This window comes from Streptomyces sp. NPDC050439 (assembly GCF_040655335.1).
GTDB lineage: Bacteria > Actinomycetota > Actinomycetes > Streptomycetales > Streptomycetaceae > Streptomyces.
Genome location: NZ_JBFAJT010000001.1, coordinates 287509 through 304567 on the forward strand (window position 1 = coordinate 287509; position 17059 = coordinate 304567).

A 17059-nucleotide genomic window follows, 5' to 3' on the forward strand; every position below is an offset into this window, starting at 1 on the left:
TTGACGAGTCAACTCACGAGCCGACCACTCCTGAACGGCTCATGAGCCGGCTCACGCCCTGACACTACGACCGCCGCACACCTTCGAACTCATCGCGACGCACGGATACCGACATGCGACGACGGGATCACGGCGGGATGATTGAGGCATCAGCGCCACGCGCCACCTGGGGTCGGAATGCCTCCGCAGAAGCCGCCGCCACCTCCGCAGGGCTGGGGTTCGTCACCCGGCCGATCCTCGTGGGGGCAACGGCCGCCGCCTCGGCGGCGTGGGTGCGGGCGCGCTCTGATGTACGGGGTGCTCGGGGCCGTCGTGCTCGTCGTCGTGGTGACCGCGATCGCCCTCATGGCGGGCGGCAAGAGCGATCAGGACCCTGGCCCCAAGCAGTCACCGAACCAGGAGCAGACCTCGCCGACCATGACCGGTCCTCGTGCTGATGTCGAGATCACGAAGTGCTCGGTCCTGGACGCGGTGCGTTGGCCGACAGCCGAGATTCGGATCACCAATCACAGTTCGAAGATGTCGAACTATGTGGTCGACGTCGAGTTCCTCGACGCGAAGGGCGAGCGGATCTCCGAGGGCTTCGCCGCGACCAACAACTTGGCCCCGGACCGGGTAGCGAACGAGACGGCCACCGGCACGCGGGAAGCGACGGGGACCGTGACGTGCCGGGTCACCGATGTCACTCGGTACGCGTCGCCATAAGGAAGTCGCCGGCGCCCACGTACGACCCCGCAGGGCGTTCAGCCGCGCTGCACCCGGTGGACACTTACCGCGTAGCCGCCGCCCTCGTAGGGGTGGGCGTCCCATGTCGCGAAGCGGTTGACGAGGGTCAGGTGGGCCGCGGCGCAGTACGTGTCGTACTCGGGCAGGGTGATGGTGGGCGGGACCGGCAGGTGGGCCTTGTCCAGGCCGAAGCCGGCGACCAGGAGGCCGCCGGGGCGCAGGGTCGCGGCCAGGCGGGCGACCACTTCGGCCTCGGTCCCGGTGGCAATGAGCGGGAAGATGTTGCCGGCGGCGACCACGAGGTCGAAGCCCGCCCCCACCCGAAGCTCCGCCGGGTCGAACGTGGCCAAGTCGGCCTGCACCCACGGCAGTTCGGGTGCCTGTCTGCGTGCCACGGCCAGCATGGAGGCGTCCATATCGACCCCGACGCAGTCGTACCCGAGCTCCGCCAACCGGATCATGACCCGGCCGGTACCGCACCCGGCATCCAGCACCCGCGCCCCGGCGGGCACCAGCGCGGCACACAGCCCTGCCTCACCGTGCATGTCCTTGCCACTGCCGGCCAGGGCCGCGAACCGGGCGGCATAGTCCTCTCCGGACGTCCCACCAGTCAGCTCTTCCCAACGGCTCATGAGAACAGGGTAGACGCCGGGGGCAGGTGAGCAGCATGTGGACGTGCTTCACGCGCCCCGACCGACGTCATGGCGCGGCGCTGCGTCGCTCGGATGAGGATGCCCACCAACGCGGCCAGGTCCGCTGCGCCGTCCGCGTCGTCCGCGTAGCGGGTGGTCTGCAGGGGGCCGGTCCGGTCCAGCCGGACTCCTTCCCGTTCCAGTACGTGGCCGAGGGTGAGCATGGCGAGGCGGGCGTTGCCGTCGGGGAAAGGGTGGAAGAACGCCACGTCCAAGTAGGCGCGGGCCGCACGGGAAGCCAGGGGCACCATCGAGTCGGTGCTCTCGCGCAGGCAACGCTCGAAGTCAGCGTGAGTGTCGGGGGTCAGGGCGTAGCGTTCCCGGCCGCCCTTGGCGTAGGCATCGCCTTGCCGGAAGACGATCTGGGGCACGCCAAGCACCATGCGCTGCCAGCGGGCCAGAAGCGCACAGCTGAGAACGCGCCCGTGCGATGCGTCCGTGCGTGATCGGGTCAGTGCCGCAAACAGTCGGTCGCCACGAGCCGGGTCGGTGGGACGGCCCTGTGCGGCGCACCAAGTGGCCAGGCCGTCCACGCTCGCCTCGACGGGCGCGGGCGTCGCGGCGGCCGCCGATGTCCAGTCGACCTGGGCTCTGACTCTGCCCCAGGCGGCCAAGGCGTCAGTAGTCACGGTAAGGCCGGTCTCCGGTCACGCCCACGGCAAGATCCTCTCCCACGGAGTCGACCAGGACGGACGACGGTTGCGTCCAGCTCTCGAAGCGTCCGCCGATCGCCCTCTCCACGGCCGCTCTCGCAGCCTCCGGCCCCATGCCGGTGGACGAGAGGAACCATGTCAGGACCGTGTGGCAGAGTCCGTACCAGCCGCATTCGGCGCCCGTGCGGTCGACGACCACCGTCACCAGGCGGGTGGCCGCCCGGTCCAGGTGCCAGCTTCGGTCGTCTGCGGCGGGCGGCGCCAACTGCTCGAACCTGTCAGCCAGTTCCTCGAGCCAGTCGCGCCATTCCAGCAGCGAGGCCACCACCTTGGCCGCCGTGGCGGCAGGTTCACCCACAGAATGAGAGTCACAGCACCAGCTGGCGACCACTCCGCCTCCACCGCCCTCACCCAGCGCCCAGCGCCATCCACAGGCCCAACGGCCGTACCGGGCAGCCACGAGCTCTGTGACCTCCTGGATGAACCGGTGCCTCGCCTCCCACCCGGCATCGGCGGGAGGCACCATCGCGGCGATCACGTCGGCGAGCCGGGAGCGCTCTTCGTCGCTCCACGCGAAAGCGTTCCGGTCAGGGTCGGCGGCCGACCACGGCAATCTGGCCGGGGCGAGTTCATCGTTGGTGGCCGTGGCGTTTCTCCGAAGCTCAGCGGGTCAGGGCGAAGGGTCATCGTGCCAAGTGCTGACAGCGCTGTCACGTGAGTTCTCGGCACCACAGCCGAACGTCGCGGCAAGTACCCTCTTCGCTGGTCCCGGTGCACGCGTGGCCATGCCCGCGGATCACGGCGATGCCGGGTTACGGCGTCGGCGCCCGGGCACCGGGCACTGGTGCGCAGGAACTTCCTCCTGCCGACGACGTACACCGGATGAACGGGGCAGGGCATGGGCACGGCGACGACGGTTCCTCAGACGCGGGACATGGAGGGTGAGGAGCTCTCCGGCGACGAGGCCTTCGTGGCGCTGCGTCACTACGGGAGCTGGCGGCTGCTGCACGATGCGTTCGTGCGGTTTCGCTACGCCGACGGGTTCAGCCATTCCCGGGCCCTGGCGTTGCAGACGGTCCTCGCGGTCGTCCCGCTCGCGATCGTCTTCGTCGGCCTGTCGAGCGTGCTGCACACGCAGGGCATCGGCCGGTTCGCCGAAGTGGTCATCCACCGTCTGGCACAGGGACCGAGCTCCGATGTCGTCGACGAGGCGCTGGCCCGCAGCCGCCGCACCGCGGACGGTGGGACGCAGGTCGCTCTCTGGTTCGGGCTCGTGTTCTCCCTGAGCAACGTCACCACGGCGATGTGCCAGATAGAACGCGGCGCCAACCGGATCTACGGCAACGAGCGCGACCGGCCCTTCCACCGCAAGTACCTGCGCGGCCTGGTCATGGCCCTGACCGCGGGCCTGCCTCTGGGGCTCGGCTTCGTCGTCATGGTGGCGGGCCGTGACTTGGCGGCCGCGGCGGTGTCGGTCTTCGGTGCCGGGTCCTGGGTGACCTCCGTGTTCGGGGTGGCGCGCTGGCCGGTGGGCTTCGTGCTGGCGCTCGTGGCGGCGAGCATCATCTTCAGGCTCTCGCCGCGGCGGCGCCAACCCGGTTATACGTGGCTGGCGTTCGGCGCGGCGGTCTACCTCCTCCTGTGGACGGCTCTGACCGGTCTGCTGAGCCTGTACCTCTCGCTCAGCGGTTCCTTCGACACCGTCTACGGTCCGCTCAGCGCCTTCATGTCCTTGCTGCTCTGGGCCTACCTGACCTCGATCGCCCTGTTCCTGGGCCTGGCCTTCGCCGCGCAGCTCGAGGCGGCCCGCGCCCTGCAGCCAGGCCCCGTCGAAGCGGACCCGGGAGTCTGAACCGGCGATTCCCTAAGCTCTGCCTCGTAATGGTGGGCTTGTGTTTGTCTGGGCTTCCCCGCACCAGGAAGGCGCCCCGGCATGACCGCCAAATACGACGTCAAGCGCGAGCTCAAGAGGTGCTATGCGCCCAAGAACACCGACTGGGAGCTCCTCGACATCCCCGAGCTGCGCTTCCTCGCCATCGACGGGCACGGCGACCCGAACACCAGCTCCGCGTACCGCCGCGCGGTCGAGGCGCTCTACCCAGTCGCCTACACCGTCAAATTCGCGAGCAAAGGCGACCTCGGCAAGGACTTCGTCGTGGGCCCGCTCGAAGGACTGTGGTGGGCGGACGACATGGACGACTTCCTGGCCAGGCGCAAGGACAACTGGCGGTGGAGGCTCCTCATCAACGTCCCCGACTGGATCACCGGCGACATGATCGACGACGCCAAGCACACCGCCCTCTCCAAGACAAACCTTCCGGCCATCGCGGACGTCCGGTCGGAGACCTTGCGCGAGGGCACCAGCGCCCAGGTCCTGCACATCGGCTCGTACGACGACGAAACCCCGATCCTGACCAGGCTGCACCAGGAGTACCTGCCGGCCAACAACCTGCGCGAGACAGGACTGCACCACGAGATCTACCTCAGCGACCCGCGCAAGACCGACCCCGCCAGACTCAAGACGATCCTGCGGCAGCCCGTGGAAGCGCGGGGTGACTGAGCGACGGGCGCACCACGCCTGGAGGCCGTACCCGCCCTGCCCACGCTGCTCCTACCAGCTCTTCCAGGGGCGTGCGTGGTGCCAGAGGCGGTCGGCGCTGTTGGCGGCCCGGTACAGGAAGATTTCGCTGTGGACGGGGCCGATACCCAGTGGTGCGGCGGCGTACTTGGTGGAGTCGGCCGGGCGCAGGCTCCACCAGCCGGTCGTGCTGTTGCCCGGCTCTTCGGGCGAGAGTGCGGTCTGCTCGGCGACCATCCGCCAGGACTGGTTGGGGTTGCCGGTGTCGCAGGTCTTCATGACGACTTTTACGCCGACAGCCGCAGCTTTCTCCGTCGCCAGACAGAGCTTGTCACGCTTCTCGTTGCGGATCTGCCAGATGCCGTCGCCCTGGTCCTCGAACCGCCAGGTCAGGGTCTCGCGCTCCTCGTAGCTTGCGGACCGGTGGGTGGCAGCCGCGGCTCCGGCGGTGCTGAAGTCGCTCCAGATGCCCAGGCGGGAGCCGTCGGCCCGGTTGGTGATCTCTTGGCCGCGGATGTCGGCGGCCTTCGCGTCCCGGGCGGCGGGTGCGGGGGAATCAGAGGTGTCCGCCGCGGCCAGGGAGGCGGCGCTGAGGCTGAAGACAACCGCAGTGGCCAACGTGCCGCGAAGTCGCGAGATCGGTCGGGTGCGCATAGGCATTCCACCAGAGGGGGGCGGCCGCATTTGGCGGCCTGCTACAGCCACGCCCCGGCAGCTGCGCCGAGCTTCGCCCGGCCGGACAACGTCCCTTCCGGAACATGCTCGCTACGTGGAATGTGATCCTCCGTACGGGCCTCGCAAGGTGCATGCCCCCGTCTTCGCACCGCCATTGCCACGTGACATGCATCGGTCACCAAACCACTCGGGAAGGTGTTCCGGAAGCATGCGCCCCCGGTCGCGGCGCCGGACCCTTCGCGCTCTGCCCAGGTGGGGAGGAACGTCCCGGTCGGGCTCCTGGCGTCGCATCATGAGGGGCCCGCCCGGCAACGGGCGGGCCCCTCAGCAGCACAGCAGCTCAACTACTCAGCGAGCCTGGGCCGCCTCCAGGCCCATGGATGCCACCTCAACACCCGTACGCACGCCGTCGACGACCTGACGGGGGTCGTCGGGAAGGTTGATGCTGCCCCCGCGGGGGCTCTCGTCGGCGTGAGCGGGTGCGGGTGCGGCCACCGCGAATGCAGCAGCGGCAGCGGACAGGGCGACAACGACGCGCTTCGTGTTCTTCATGTCCACTTGAACGATCACGAGGGCCACCAGGATGCGCACATCCGGGCAACTCAGAGGAAAACGGCATCTCTGCTGTCGTAGAGGTTCTGGTGTCGGTTCCGGTGTCTGGTCCGGTGTCTGGTCCGGTGTCTACCAGCGCACCGGCACCTCTCGCAGGCCCCGCATGAGGCTGGTCCGCCATTGCGGGATGCCGTCACCGTCGAAGGCCAGGCGGGGGAAGCGGTCAAGGAGGGTGCGCAGGGCCAGGGTTGCCTCCAGGCGGGCCAGCGGGGCGCCCAGGCAGTGGTGCAGGCCGTGTCCGAAGGCGAGGTGGGCGCGGGTCGTGGCCGGGTCGCGGTGGATGTCGAAGCGCTCGGGGTCCGGGAAGCGCGCGGGGTCACGGTTCGCGGCGGCGATGGAGAGCACGACACGGGCACCCGCCGGTATGTCGGCTCCGCCGAGGGTGACGGGTTCGGCCGTGTAGCGATAAGTGCCCGCGGGCGCGGGCGACTCGAAGCGGAGCGTCTCCTCCACCGCGCCGGCGAGCAGTTCGGGGTCGGCGCGGAGGGCTGCGAGTTGCTCGGGATGCCGGAGCAGCAAGTGGACGGCGTTGGCGATGAGGTTGACGGTGGTCTCGTGCCCCGCGACCAGCAGCAGGAAGGCCATGCCGAGCAGTTCCTCCGGCGTGAGCCGGTCGGCTCCGTCGCCGTCGTGGGCACGGACCAGCGCGTGCAGCAGATCGCTCTCCGCAGCATCCGGCAGGCGGCGCTTCTCCTCCGCAAGGCCCGCCAGGTACACCGCCATCTCCTGCGAGGCGAGGGCGGACTGCTCCGGCTCGTCGAGGGCGACGACCTTGGTGGACCAGGCGCGGAATGCGGCCCGGTCCGCTTCCGGCACGCCGAGCAGCTCGCAGATGATGGTGAGCGGCAGCGGGTAGGCGTAGGCGGCCACGAGGTCGCCGCGGCCGTCGGCGGCCACGGCGTCCAGGAGCGCGTCGGCGGCCTCCTGAACGCGGGGCCGCAGCGCCTGGACACGTCGGGCGGTGAACTCGCGGGCCACCAGCGTCCGCAGGCGGGTGTGATCGGGCGGGTCGACCTGAAGCATGTTGCGGCCCACGGCGTACAGGCCGTCGTCCTCGAAGTCGGCGGAGTGCCGTACGTCGTTGCGGAACCGGGGGTCCGCGAACGCGGCGCGTACTTCCTCGTGCCCGACCACCAGCCACGACTCGTCCCCGGTGGGGAACTGCACGTGGTGGACGGGCCCGCGGGAGCGCAGTGCGGCGAAGGCGGAGTAGGGGTCGGCCGTGAAGTCCTCGGTGAGGTCGGCGAGTCGGAGGGTGGGGTGGTGCGTGCGCATCGACGGCTCCCGAAAGGAAGTGGGGATTGCTCCCCGCTTAGCTGACGCTGGTGACCGTAACACGAAGCGGGGAGGCATCCCCGGTTAGGGGTGCTCCGGTGCCGTTCACCCGGCACCTGGCACGATGAGCGCCCATGGATGGTCAAGAAGCCGCGGAAGCCCAAGCCCTCAGGGTGGTCACCGAACTGTTCCCCGACGCCCTGGGTGCTCTGCTCGGAGGCTCCGCCGCTCAAGGGCGGGCGACGGCCGCCAGCGACCTGGATGTGGCCGTGCTCCTTCCGGACTCGGACATCAGCCGGCGGGAGGTGCTGCGTCACGAGGACCGCACCGTCGAGTTGTTCCTCAACACCCTCGCCGACATACCGGAGTTCTTCGCCTGGGACCGGGCCCGGCGTCGCGGGACCGTCCTGTTCGTCTATGACCAAGGCCTGCCGCTGACGGATCCGCACGGGCACGTGGCCCGCACGCGCCGACTGGCCCAGGCCGTGCTGGCCTCCGGCCCTCCCGCGCTCACCACGGCCGAGTGGGAACACGGCCGCTATGCGCTCACCTGCTTCCTGGACGACCTGCTCGACGCCCCTGCGCGCAATCGGTACGAGCAGCTTTCCCTCGCCGACCAAGCGCTGCGCCTGGCAGCGGACCTGGTCACCGCCCACCACGGAGCCTGGACGGGAATCGGCAAATGGCTGCCCCGCCGGCTGCTCGGTGCCGACCCCGCGCTCGGCAAAGCCCTGCTGGACGGCCATCTGACGGTGGCCGAGCGCGCCGATCCCCTGCCGTTGGCCGCCGCGGTGAAGCAGGTCCTCGACCTGCTCGGCGGGCCACTCCTGGAGGGCTACTCCCAACCCTGGCGGCCCTGAGCCGCTGTCGACGCCATCGCGCCGTCGACGCCATCGCGGGGCGGTCCGCGCGAGGGGCGTGCCGTGAGCAGCCGCTACTCGGCGTCCGGGCCTGGTCGAAGGAAGTCCGTCAGTGCGGCGGCCAAGTCTTCGGGGGCCTGTTCCGCGACGTGGTGGCCGGAGTCGATGCCGTGCCCTTGGACGTCGGTGGCCCATCGGCGCCAGATCGCGCGCGGGTCCCCGTACAGGTCCTCCAGGTCGTCCCGGAGAGACCACAGGATCAGTGTCGGGCAGGCGATGCGCCTGCCGGCCGCGCGGTCGGCTTCCTCGTGCCGCCGGTCGACGGTGAGGCCGGCGCGGTAGTCCTCGAGCATCCCTCTCACCACATCGGGATTGCGGGTGGCCTGCCGCCACTCCTTGTGGTTCTCCTCCCCCATCGTCTCCGGGTCCCCGTGGTACCAGCTGTCGGGATCAGCGGCGATGACACGCTCGGGGATGTCCGGTTGCGCGAAGAAGAACCAGTGCCACCACTGCGTGGCGAACTCGGCGGTGATCCGCGACAGATGCTCCGTCAGCGGCAGGCAGTCCGCGAACGCCACCCGGGAGACGCTCTCGGGGTGATCGAGCGCGAGGCGCAGCGCCACGCTGCCCCCGCGGTCGTGCCCGACGAGGGAGAAGCGGTGGTGTCCGAGGCGGCGCAGCACGGCGACCACGTCCTCGGCGACCGCGCGCTTGGAGTAGCCGACGTGATCCGCCGTGAAGCGTGGCCCCTTGGAGCGCCCGTAGCCCCTCAGATCCGGACACACCACCGTGTGACCGGCTCGTACGAGCAGCGGAGCGACCCGGTGCCATGTCGCCGAGGTGCGGGGGTGCCCGTGCAGCAACACCACCGGCGGGCCGTGCCCGCCGAAGCGGACGAAGACGGAAGCCTCGCCGACATCGATCTGCGCTGTCTCGAATCCTTCGAACACGCGGCCTCCTTGGAGCGGCGAAGCCCGTACGGCGCATTCACCGTCGACACGGGACCAACCCTTCGGTTGCCCCGGCCGGAATCGGCCATGTGTCGGTTCCCCCAATAGGTCGCCACGCGAGGGCATGCGATTGCGGCCTCACCCTAAACCTGAGGTCGAGGCTCAATTCGATGAGCGGTTGCGGCTTCACCCACATGCAGCACTCACCCCAAGAATTCAGCCGACGCGCCTCAACGTGCGCCCGGCGCCGCCCGCCCCTTCGACGACCGCCGCGGCCTCAGAAGCACCACGCGCGATCCCTCCGCCACGCAAGATCCCCACTCCCCTGCGCCATCACCGCGGAAGAGGGTGCTCCGGCGACGACAGTCTTGAGCCAACAGGCTCTGCACGCGGTGGAGTTGGCGGTTCCAACGGCCCTGAAAAGTGCCGTTCGCACAGGTCACAGGGTGTCCGTGCCCTACCAAAGCATCCCTGGTGATCACCGGAGAGTTGAACAAGCTTCAAAGGTTGACCACAAATTACACACATCCCCTCTTCAGACCGGCGCCAATGGTCTAGATTGACCGTGCTTCACATGCGGACACGAGGCGACAAAAGATGATCTATAAGTCCGGCGCCATGGACGACCAGTAGTTTGCGTACCCCGGCGCCAGGCTTGGGGGTGATCAATTCGTGGTGCCCGGAAGAAGCCCGGGGTGTGGGGAACACCCGGGGTTTCGACGGGTTTTTGCGCGCGTCGAAGGTCTGGCAGCGCATGCAAGTCCGCTGCCGCTTGGGTGGGGTGCTCAAGTAACGCTGCAATAGCCGGGATGTCAGTCGCTGGGGGCGAGGGCCTCCCGGGGGGAGGAACAGCGTGGCGTGGCGCGGGAGGCGGGGGCCTCCCGAGGGGAGGACACAGTGCGGGGGGCGGGGGCCTCCCGGGGGGAGGAACCGTGTGGAGCGAACACGTCGAGCCCACTGGCGACCTGGGGGGGTCTGTGCAACAGGGGGAATTAGTCAGCCCGTTTCCACCGGCCCACGGGCGTCCGGGGAACGGGGCAATCAGCCGACCACCGATTGACTGGGAACAGCGCTACCGCCGTGCCGTGATCACCAGCGACGCCGTGGTCACCGCCTTCGTGGTGGCGGCGATCGGCGGCTTCTTCGGAGTCCGGGACGCCGCCAACTGGCACGAGAAATGGCGCATCCTCGCCTTCGGCACCGAGCTTCTTGTGCTGGGAGCACTCGCGGCGAGCCGGTCGTGGGCTCCGGCCGTACTCGGCCAGGGCGCGGAGGAATTCCGCCGGCTCGGACGCTCGCTGTTCACGGCGGCCGTCGTGCTGTCGCTCGGTGGGATCGCGCTCACCTCGCGCAACATCAAGCTCTGGATATTCGTCGCCATCCCGGCGATCGCCCTCGTCATCATGACCGAGCGATATCTGCTGCGCCTCTGGCTGCACGCACACCGCAAAGAAGGGCGGTGCCTGCGCCCGGTGCTCGCCGCCGGGAGCCCGGCCACCGTACGCGACCTGATCACCCGGACCCGTAAGTTCCCGCACCTGGGCTGGCGGGTCGAGGCGGTGTGCACACCGGACGGTTATGGACTGGACGGCGACCATTTGGACGGCGTGCCGGTCGTCGGCCGGCTCACGGACGTCGCCGGCCATGTCCGTCGCGACGGCTACCGCGTCGTCGCGGTCACACCGGACCCGCACTGGTCACCGGACGGACTGCAACGACTGGCCTGGAACCTCGAGGGCAGCGACGCCGAGATGGTCGTGGCCCCCGTACTGATGGAAGTGGCGGGACCACGGCTACATGTCGACGCCGTGCTCGGGATACCGCTGCTCCGGGTCAGCATGCCGACCTTCACCGGCGGCCGCCGGGTGGTCAAGGGGATCGTGGACCGGCTGGGCGCGGCCGTTCTGCTGCTGCTGTTCGCGCCGCTGATGCTGCTCGTCGGGCTGCTCGTGCTGATGGACAGCCGGGGCGGGGCGGTGTACCGACAGCGCAGAGTCGGCAAGGACGGCCAGGAGTTCACCATCTTCAAGTTCCGCACCATGGTCGTGGGGGCCGACCGGGCACGCGGCGAGCTGGCCGACCGCAACGAGGGCGCGGGGCTGTTGTTCAAGCTCCGCCGGGATCCCCGCGTGACCCGCGTGGGAACGGTGCTGCGCCGCTACTCGCTCGACGAGCTCCCACAGCTCTTCAACGTGCTCACCGGCTCGATGTCACTCGTGGGTCCGCGGCCGCCGCTGCCGGAGGAGTCCGCCGCGTACGGTCCGGACATCCGGCGCCGGCTGCTCGTCAAGCCGGGTCTCACCGGCCTGTGGCAGATCAGCGGACGCAGTGACCTGCCGTGGGAGGAGGCGGTCCGCCTCGACCTGCGGTATGTGGAGGACTGGTCGCTCGCCCTGGACACAGTGATCTTGTGGAAGACCCTGCGGGCGGTGCTGCGGGGACAAGGGGCCTACTGATGCGACTCATGCGACTGACGCGCGCGGACCGGGATCCGGCCGGCGCACGGAAGGCGGGCCGGAAGGCCGCGCCTGGGGGGAGGAACGGAATATGAGGGTCAGCGTCTTAGGGCTCGGCTATGTGGGCTGTGTGTCTGCCGCGTGCCTGGCGGGCATGGGTCACGAGGTCATCGGGGTGGACGTCAACCAGGTGAAGGTCGACCTGGTCAACGACGGCAAGGCCCCGGTGGTCGAGGAGCGGATCGGCGACCTGGTCGCCGAGGCCGTGCGGAGCGGGGCGTTGCGTGCCACCACTGACGTCCGCGAGGCGATCATGGGCAGCGACGTGTCGCTGATCTGCGTGGGTACGCCGTCGGAGCCCAACGGCAGCCTGTGCACCACGTACTTGGAGCGGGTCACCGAGCAGATCGGTGCCGCCATGGCCGAGCGGGGCGGTCGGCACACCGTCGTCTTCCGCAGCACCATGCTCCCCGGCACCTGCCTGAATCTGCTGGTGCCGATCCTGGAGAAGTACGTCGGCGGCACCGCCGGGGTGGACGTGGGGGTCGCGGTCAACCCGGAGTTCCTGCGTGAGGGCACGAGCGTGCGGGACTTCTTCGATCCGCCCAAGACCGTCATCGGTGAGCTCGACGCGGCCAGCGGCGATGTGGTGGCGGCGCTCTACGAGGGCCTGCCCGGCGAGGTGTTCCGGGTGCCTGTCCCGACGGCCGAGGCCATCAAGTACGCGGACAACGCCTTCCACGGCCTCAAGATCGGCTTCGCGAACGAGCTCGGAGCGGTGTGCCAGGCCCTCGGCGTGGACTCGCACCAGGTGATGGACGTGTTCCTGGCCGACCGGAAGCTGAACATCAGCCCGGCCTATCTGCGGCCCGGTTTCGCCTTCGGCGGCTCCTGCCTGCCCAAGGACCTGCGCAGCCTGGTCCACGCCGCGCAGCGGGCCGATGTGTCGGTGCCGATCCTCTCCCACGTGCTGCCCTCCAACTCCGACCATCTGCAGCGTGCGGTGGAACTGGTCGAGCGCACCGGCAAGCGCCAGGTGGGCCTGTTCGGTCTCTCCTTCAAGCCCGGCACCGACGACCTGCGCGAGAGCCCGCTCGTCGAGCTGGCGGAGAGACTCCACGGCAAGGGTTACTCCTTGCGGATCTACGACGCCAACGTGAGCCTCTCCCGGCTGATCGGCGCGAACCGCGAGTACATCGAGACCCGGCTGCCGCACCTCGCACAACTGATGGCCGACTCCGTCGACGAGGTGCTCGAGCACGCGGAAGTGTGCCTGGTCGGAACCAAGGACCCGGACGTTCTCTCGGCGCTGCCCCATGGCGACGGACCGGTGATCGTCGATCTCATCCGCCTTCCCGACGCCGACGCGCGCCGGACAGAACCGGGGTACATAGGCCTTGCTTGGTAACACAGCTTCTGGTGACACAGCTTTTGGTGACACGACCGGCGGCGACGGGACGGGCCGCCGGGCATTGATCCTGGTGGAGAACCTGTCGGTGCCCTTCGACCGGCGGGTGTGGCAGGAGTGCACGACGCTGCGCGACGCGGGCTGGAAGGTGCACGTCATCTGCCCGCGGGGGGAAAAACGCGACACCGAGCCGGAGGTCGAGATCGACGGGGTGCGGATCCACCGCTACCCGTTGCGCGCGGCCACCGGAGGTCCCGCCGGCTACCTGCGGGAGTACGGATCGGCGCTGTGGCACACGGCCCGCCTGGCCCGCAAGGTCGGCCCGGTCCACGTGGTCCACGCCTGCAACCCGCCCGACCTGCTGTTCCTGCCCGCCCTGCGGCTCAAGCGGCTCGGCGCGCGGTTCGTCTTCGACCAGCACGACCTGGTGCCCGAGCTGTACCTCTCCCGGTTCGACCGCGGCGAGGACCTGCTCTACCGCGGCGTGTGCGCGCTGGAACGGATGACCTACCGGGCCGCGGACATCGTGCTCGCCACGAACGAGAGCTACCGCGACGTCGCGATACGCCGCGGCGGCAAGCGGCCGGAGGATGTCTTCGTGGTGCGCAGCGCTCCCGTGATCGAGCGGTTCCAACCGGTGCCGCCCGAGCCGGAGTTGAAGCGCGGCAAGCAGCATCTGCTGTGCTACCTGGGCGTCATGGGTCCGCAGGACGGCGTCGACTACGCCCTGCGGTCCTTGGCGAAGCTGCGCGACGACCTCGGGCGCACCGACTGGCACGCGGTGTTCGTCGGCGCCGGCGACGCCTTCGACGCGATGGTGGAGCTGTCCCGGCGTCTCGGACTCTCCGAGCAGGTGCAGTTCACCGGCCGCATACCGGACGCCGAGCTGGTGCGCCATCTGTCCACCGCGGACGTGTGCCTCTCCCCCGACCCGCGTAATCCGCTCAACGACGTGTCGACCATGAACAAGGTCATGGAGTACATGGCGATGGGCAAACCGATCGTCTCCTTCGACCTCAAGGAGGCGCGCGTCTCCGCAGGCGATGCCGCCGTGTACGCGCCCGCCAACGACGAGGCCCAGTTCGCCGAGCACATCGCGGCGTTGCTCGACGATCCGGAGAAGCGCGCCCGGATGGGCAAGCTCGGCCAGGAACGGGTCGGCGGAGAACTTTCCTGGCAGAACTCCCAGAGATCGCTGCTCGCCGCCTACGCCGCCGCCTGCCTCGACCGCACCCGTGTCGGTGGCGCCCCGAGGCGGATCGGGAGGAGGCGGCAGCGTTGAGCGATGACACGATACGTCTGGTCACGATCGGGCGGATCTTCCGTGTGCGTTGGCGACTGCTCCTCGCCGTCGCCCTGCTGGGCGCGCTCGTCGGCTACGGCGCCTCGGTGGCGGTGTTCCCGCCGCGCTACACCGCGTCGGCATCGGTGCTGCTGCCAGGGGCCTGGGAAGAACGCGAGCTGGTGACCCAGGTGAACGTCGCGACCAGTTCGTCGGTGGTCGACCGGGTCGCCGACACCCTCGACTGGACGGGCGGCGACGGCAGCGAGCTCATCGACCAGGTGAGCGCCAAGGCCGCCGAGGGGAACATCGTCAAGATCTCGGGTACGGCCGAAACCCCGCAGCGCGCACAGGAGCTGGCCGACCAGGTCGCCAAGGAATTCGTCACCTTCGCCACGCGCGTCGCGGGCGGCAGCACCGACCCGGCAAGGGCCTCACGGCCCGAGGCGCTGCGCAAGAAGGTCGAGGAGACCAACCGGCGCATCACCGAACTGGGCAAGGCGGCTGACCCGGGACAGACCGTGGAGAGCGTGCAGGCCCGCACCTCGCTGGAGAAGCTGCGCAGCTCTCTGGAGGAGGCCATGCAGAAGCTGGAGGAGGCCGATCCGGCGACCGGCAAGGCCGGCATGGTCGTCATGGGTCCCGCGGCCCTGCCGACCGGCGAGGCGCCGCCGACGAGGACGCAGCTCATGGTCGGCGGGGCGTTGTCGTTCCTTCTGGTCTCGGTCATCGCCCACCTCACCGCGGCACGCTCGAACCGGCGACTGCGCACCGAAGCCGAGATCGCCGCGGCGCTGCGCTCGACGGTGATCGGCACCGTCGACGTATCCGGCGAGCGGACCGCGCACCGGCCGCGAGGCCAGGGCCGGTGGGCCTGGGCCCGTCGTTTCCTCGGCGTCGACACCCGGTGGGACATGCCGGCCCCGGTGGCGTCCGGCGACGAGGCAGGCAGACTGCTCCGCTACCGGCGGGTGTGCGCCCGCATCCGCATCCAAGTGCCCGGCTCACGACGGCTGTTGGTGGTCGTCCCGGACGGCGACGAGATCGGCCGCCAGGCCGCCGGGCAGCTCGTCGCCGAGGCCACGAACGATCCGCAGCTGCGGATGGTGGAAGTCTCGATGGCCCGGCCGACGGTGCCGGACCGGGACACCGAGTCCGGCGCGCTGGTCGTCCTCAGTGCGGGCAGCTGGACCGCGAGTGAGCTCACCGGCATCGCCGAGGCGTGTGCGGACGGCAGGCACGAGGTCGTCGGCGTCGTCGTCGCCGGTACGGTGCGGACCCGTCCCACGCGGACCGTCGAACATCCTCCGGAGAAGGCCGCCCCGGCGCTCGCCGCTCGCGGCCAGGCGACGGGAGGTTCGGCATGACGACGAACACGACCACGGAGTCATCGGCAGCCGCTCCGCTGCTGAACCTGCAGGCTTTGGTGGTGTCGGTGCGCAGGCGCCGTCGCCTCTGGTGCACCCTGGCTCTCATCGGGCTGCTCATCGGCGCGGCGGTGGCCGTCCTGCGACCGCCACCGCCGGCCGCCATGGCCAAGGTGCTCGTCGCGCACCAGGACGATCAGCCGAACGACACCGGAACGCTGATCCGCACCGACGTCGAGGTACTGCAGACCACGCGGATCGCCGACAAGGCCCTGAAGTCCCTCAAGTCCTCGGAGAAGCCGGAAGACTTCCTGCAGGACTACCGGGGCACCGGCGTGACCAACAACCTGCTGCAGATCGATGTGACGGGCGACACCGACGCGCAAGCGGTGGCCCGGGCCAAGGCGTTGGCGGACGCGTTCATCGCGGACCACGTGCGGCGGATGCAGGAAACCGCGAAGGCCGAGGCCAAGGCCCTGCGCGACCAGCGCGACCGGATGCGCAAGGAACTCGCCCGGGTCAACGAGTCGATCGGGGGCAGGACGCCGGAGACCGACCCGGAGTCGTCGGCGAGCATGGAGTCGCTCTTCGCCCGCCGGGCCGAACTCACCTCCCGCATCGCCGACTTCGACCAGCGCGCCGAGGACGCGCGCGTGGGCACACCCCGGATCATCGCCGGCACACAGATCGTGGACGACCCGCGCGCGGTCCAGCACTCGGTGCCCATGGCCGCTGTCACCAACGCCGGCATCGGCCTCGCCCTGGGGCTCGTCCTCGGGCTCGCGGTGGCCGCGATCGGTTCGGTGGTGGCGGACCGCCCGGTTCTGCGCCGGGAGATCGCAGCGAACCTGGGGGCCTCGGTCATCGCCGAGCTGCGCCGCGTGCACCGACGGCCGGTCAGACTCTGGCAGCGCCGACGCACCCGCGCGGCACGCGAACGGCTCATATCGACCCTGGCCCGCACCGTGCGCGACTCCGGGGAATCGGTGTCGCTCCTCGAACTGGGCTGCGCGCACAGCACGAGCGTGATCGCCCTGGACCTCGCGGGGGCACTGGCGGCGGACGGCCCGATCGTCATCATCGACGACCTGCCGGCCCTGCAGCGCGCCGCCCGCAATCAGGAGCCAGGGGGCCCGGCCATCGTCAGCGGCGACCGGATCGCGGACGTGCCGCCCCAGATGCGCAGGCTCGGCGTCGGCTCGGTCGCACCCGGCACCGCGTGGACCGGCCTGCAGGACCTCGGTTCCCAGACCGTGCTCGTCGTGCGTGCCGGACACGGCAGCACCGCATGGCTGCACACCGTGGCCCGGCAGCTCGCGGACCTTCTCATCCCGGTGATCGGTGTGGTGCTGATCGACCCCGACCCGCGGGACCGCACCGACGGCACCCTGTGGGACGGCCGGCACACCGCACTGCGCGGCCACAACGAACGTCTCGCCCGGCAGAACGCGGCCGGCCGGCAGCTGACGGAGCGGCCGTCATGGGCAGTACGAGTCCCCGACAGCGACCAGGAGGCGCGGTAATA

General features: G+C 69.9%; 16 protein-coding genes. 9 read left to right on the plus strand and 7 right to left on the minus strand.

The annotated features are described in order from the left end of the window. Positions 1–288: 288 nt before the first annotated feature. On the plus strand, positions 289–705 hold the full coding sequence (locus AB0I66_RS01415; RefSeq protein WP_363205615.1) for an FxLYD domain-containing protein: 417 nt from the start codon (positions 289–291) through the stop codon (positions 703–705). Between the two features lie 38 nt (positions 706–743). Here AB0I66_RS01415 and AB0I66_RS01420 read toward each other — a convergent pair whose 3' ends face one another. The 3 genes from AB0I66_RS01420 to AB0I66_RS01430 are packed head-to-tail and all read right to left on the minus strand — an operon-like array spanning position 744 to position 2429. Continuing rightward, positions 744–1358, minus strand: coding sequence for a class I SAM-dependent methyltransferase (locus AB0I66_RS01420; RefSeq protein WP_363205616.1), 615 nt, complete (start codon positions 1356–1358; stop codon positions 744–746). After that, positions 1355–2047 (minus strand): Fic family protein, encoded by a 693-nt coding sequence (locus tag AB0I66_RS01425; RefSeq protein WP_363205617.1) that lies wholly within the window; start codon positions 2045–2047, stop codon positions 1355–1357. Before AB0I66_RS01425 ends, AB0I66_RS01420 begins: the two co-directional genes overlap by 4 nt. After that, on the minus strand, positions 2037–2429 hold the full coding sequence (locus tag AB0I66_RS01430; protein ID WP_363205618.1) for a hypothetical protein: 393 nt from the start codon (positions 2427–2429) through the stop codon (positions 2037–2039). Before AB0I66_RS01430 ends, AB0I66_RS01425 begins: the two co-directional genes overlap by 11 nt. 540 nt (positions 2430–2969) lie before the next feature. Between AB0I66_RS01430 and AB0I66_RS01435 the strand changes: the two genes are divergently transcribed. Both AB0I66_RS01435 and AB0I66_RS01440 read left to right on the plus strand, forming a co-directional pair. Continuing rightward, positions 2970–3923: a YihY/virulence factor BrkB family protein gene (locus AB0I66_RS01435; RefSeq protein WP_363205619.1), complete on the plus strand. Its 954-nt coding sequence runs from the start codon at positions 2970–2972 to the stop codon at positions 3921–3923. Between the two features lie 81 nt (positions 3924–4004). Next, positions 4005–4631 carry a GyrI-like domain-containing protein gene (locus AB0I66_RS01440; RefSeq protein WP_363205620.1) on the plus strand — a complete coding sequence of 209 codons (627 nt, stop codon included), beginning with the start codon at positions 4005–4007 and terminating at the stop codon, positions 4629–4631. A 51-nt stretch (positions 4632–4682) separates the two neighbouring features. On the opposite strand, the gene AB0I66_RS01445 is transcribed toward AB0I66_RS01440, so the two are convergent. From AB0I66_RS01445 to AB0I66_RS01455, 3 genes are all read right to left on the minus strand, one after another. After that, positions 4683–5303, minus strand: a complete 621-nt coding sequence (locus tag AB0I66_RS01445) for an RICIN domain-containing protein (protein ID WP_363205621.1) — start codon at positions 5301–5303, stop codon at positions 4683–4685. 369 nt (positions 5304–5672) lie between these two features. Continuing rightward, positions 5673–5876, minus strand: a complete 204-nt coding sequence (locus AB0I66_RS01450) for a hypothetical protein (RefSeq protein ID WP_363205622.1) — start codon at positions 5874–5876, stop codon at positions 5673–5675. 129 nt (positions 5877–6005) lie between these two features. Continuing rightward, positions 6006–7211, minus strand: coding sequence for a cytochrome P450 (locus AB0I66_RS01455; RefSeq protein ID WP_363205623.1), 1206 nt, complete (start codon positions 7209–7211; stop codon positions 6006–6008). A 134-nt stretch (positions 7212–7345) separates the two neighbouring features. Here AB0I66_RS01455 and AB0I66_RS01460 point away from each other — a divergent pair, with 134 nt between their 5' ends. Beyond that, positions 7346–8071: a nucleotidyltransferase domain-containing protein gene (locus tag AB0I66_RS01460; protein ID WP_363205624.1), complete on the plus strand. Its 726-nt coding sequence runs from the start codon at positions 7346–7348 to the stop codon at positions 8069–8071. Positions 8072–8145: 74 nt separating this feature from the next. On the opposite strand, the gene AB0I66_RS01465 is transcribed toward AB0I66_RS01460, so the two are convergent. After that, entirely contained in the window at positions 8146–9021 is an 876-nt protein-coding gene (locus AB0I66_RS01465) for an alpha/beta hydrolase (protein WP_363205625.1), read from the minus strand. A gap of 977 nt (positions 9022–9998) precedes the next feature. On the opposite strand from AB0I66_RS01465, the gene AB0I66_RS01470 reads away from it, so the two are divergent. The 5 genes from AB0I66_RS01470 (at position 9999) to AB0I66_RS01490 (ending at position 17057) form a co-directional block, all read left to right on the plus strand. Next, positions 9999–11477 (plus strand): sugar transferase, encoded by a 1479-nt coding sequence (locus tag AB0I66_RS01470; protein ID WP_363205626.1) that lies wholly within the window; start codon positions 9999–10001, stop codon positions 11475–11477. Between the two features lie 91 nt (positions 11478–11568). After that, the gene (locus AB0I66_RS01475; RefSeq protein ID WP_363205627.1) at positions 11569–12885 is read left to right on the plus strand and encodes a nucleotide sugar dehydrogenase; all 1317 of its coding nucleotides are present in this window, start codon (positions 11569–11571) and stop codon (positions 12883–12885) included. Between the two features lie 70 nt (positions 12886–12955). After that, the gene (locus AB0I66_RS01480) at positions 12956–14167 is read left to right on the plus strand and encodes a glycosyltransferase family 4 protein (RefSeq protein WP_363206641.1); all 1212 of its coding nucleotides are present in this window, start codon (positions 12956–12958) and stop codon (positions 14165–14167) included. Beyond that, positions 14164–15534 carry a Wzz/FepE/Etk N-terminal domain-containing protein gene (locus AB0I66_RS01485; protein ID WP_363205628.1) on the plus strand — a complete coding sequence of 457 codons (1371 nt, stop codon included), beginning with the start codon at positions 14164–14166 and terminating at the stop codon, positions 15532–15534. Before AB0I66_RS01480 ends, AB0I66_RS01485 begins: the two co-directional genes overlap by 4 nt. Further along, positions 15531–17057, plus strand: coding sequence for a Wzz/FepE/Etk N-terminal domain-containing protein (locus AB0I66_RS01490; RefSeq protein ID WP_363205629.1), 1527 nt, complete (start codon positions 15531–15533; stop codon positions 17055–17057). The genes AB0I66_RS01485 and AB0I66_RS01490 overlap by 4 nt, the downstream gene beginning before the upstream one ends. The last annotated feature ends 2 nt before the right edge of the window (positions 17058–17059 follow it).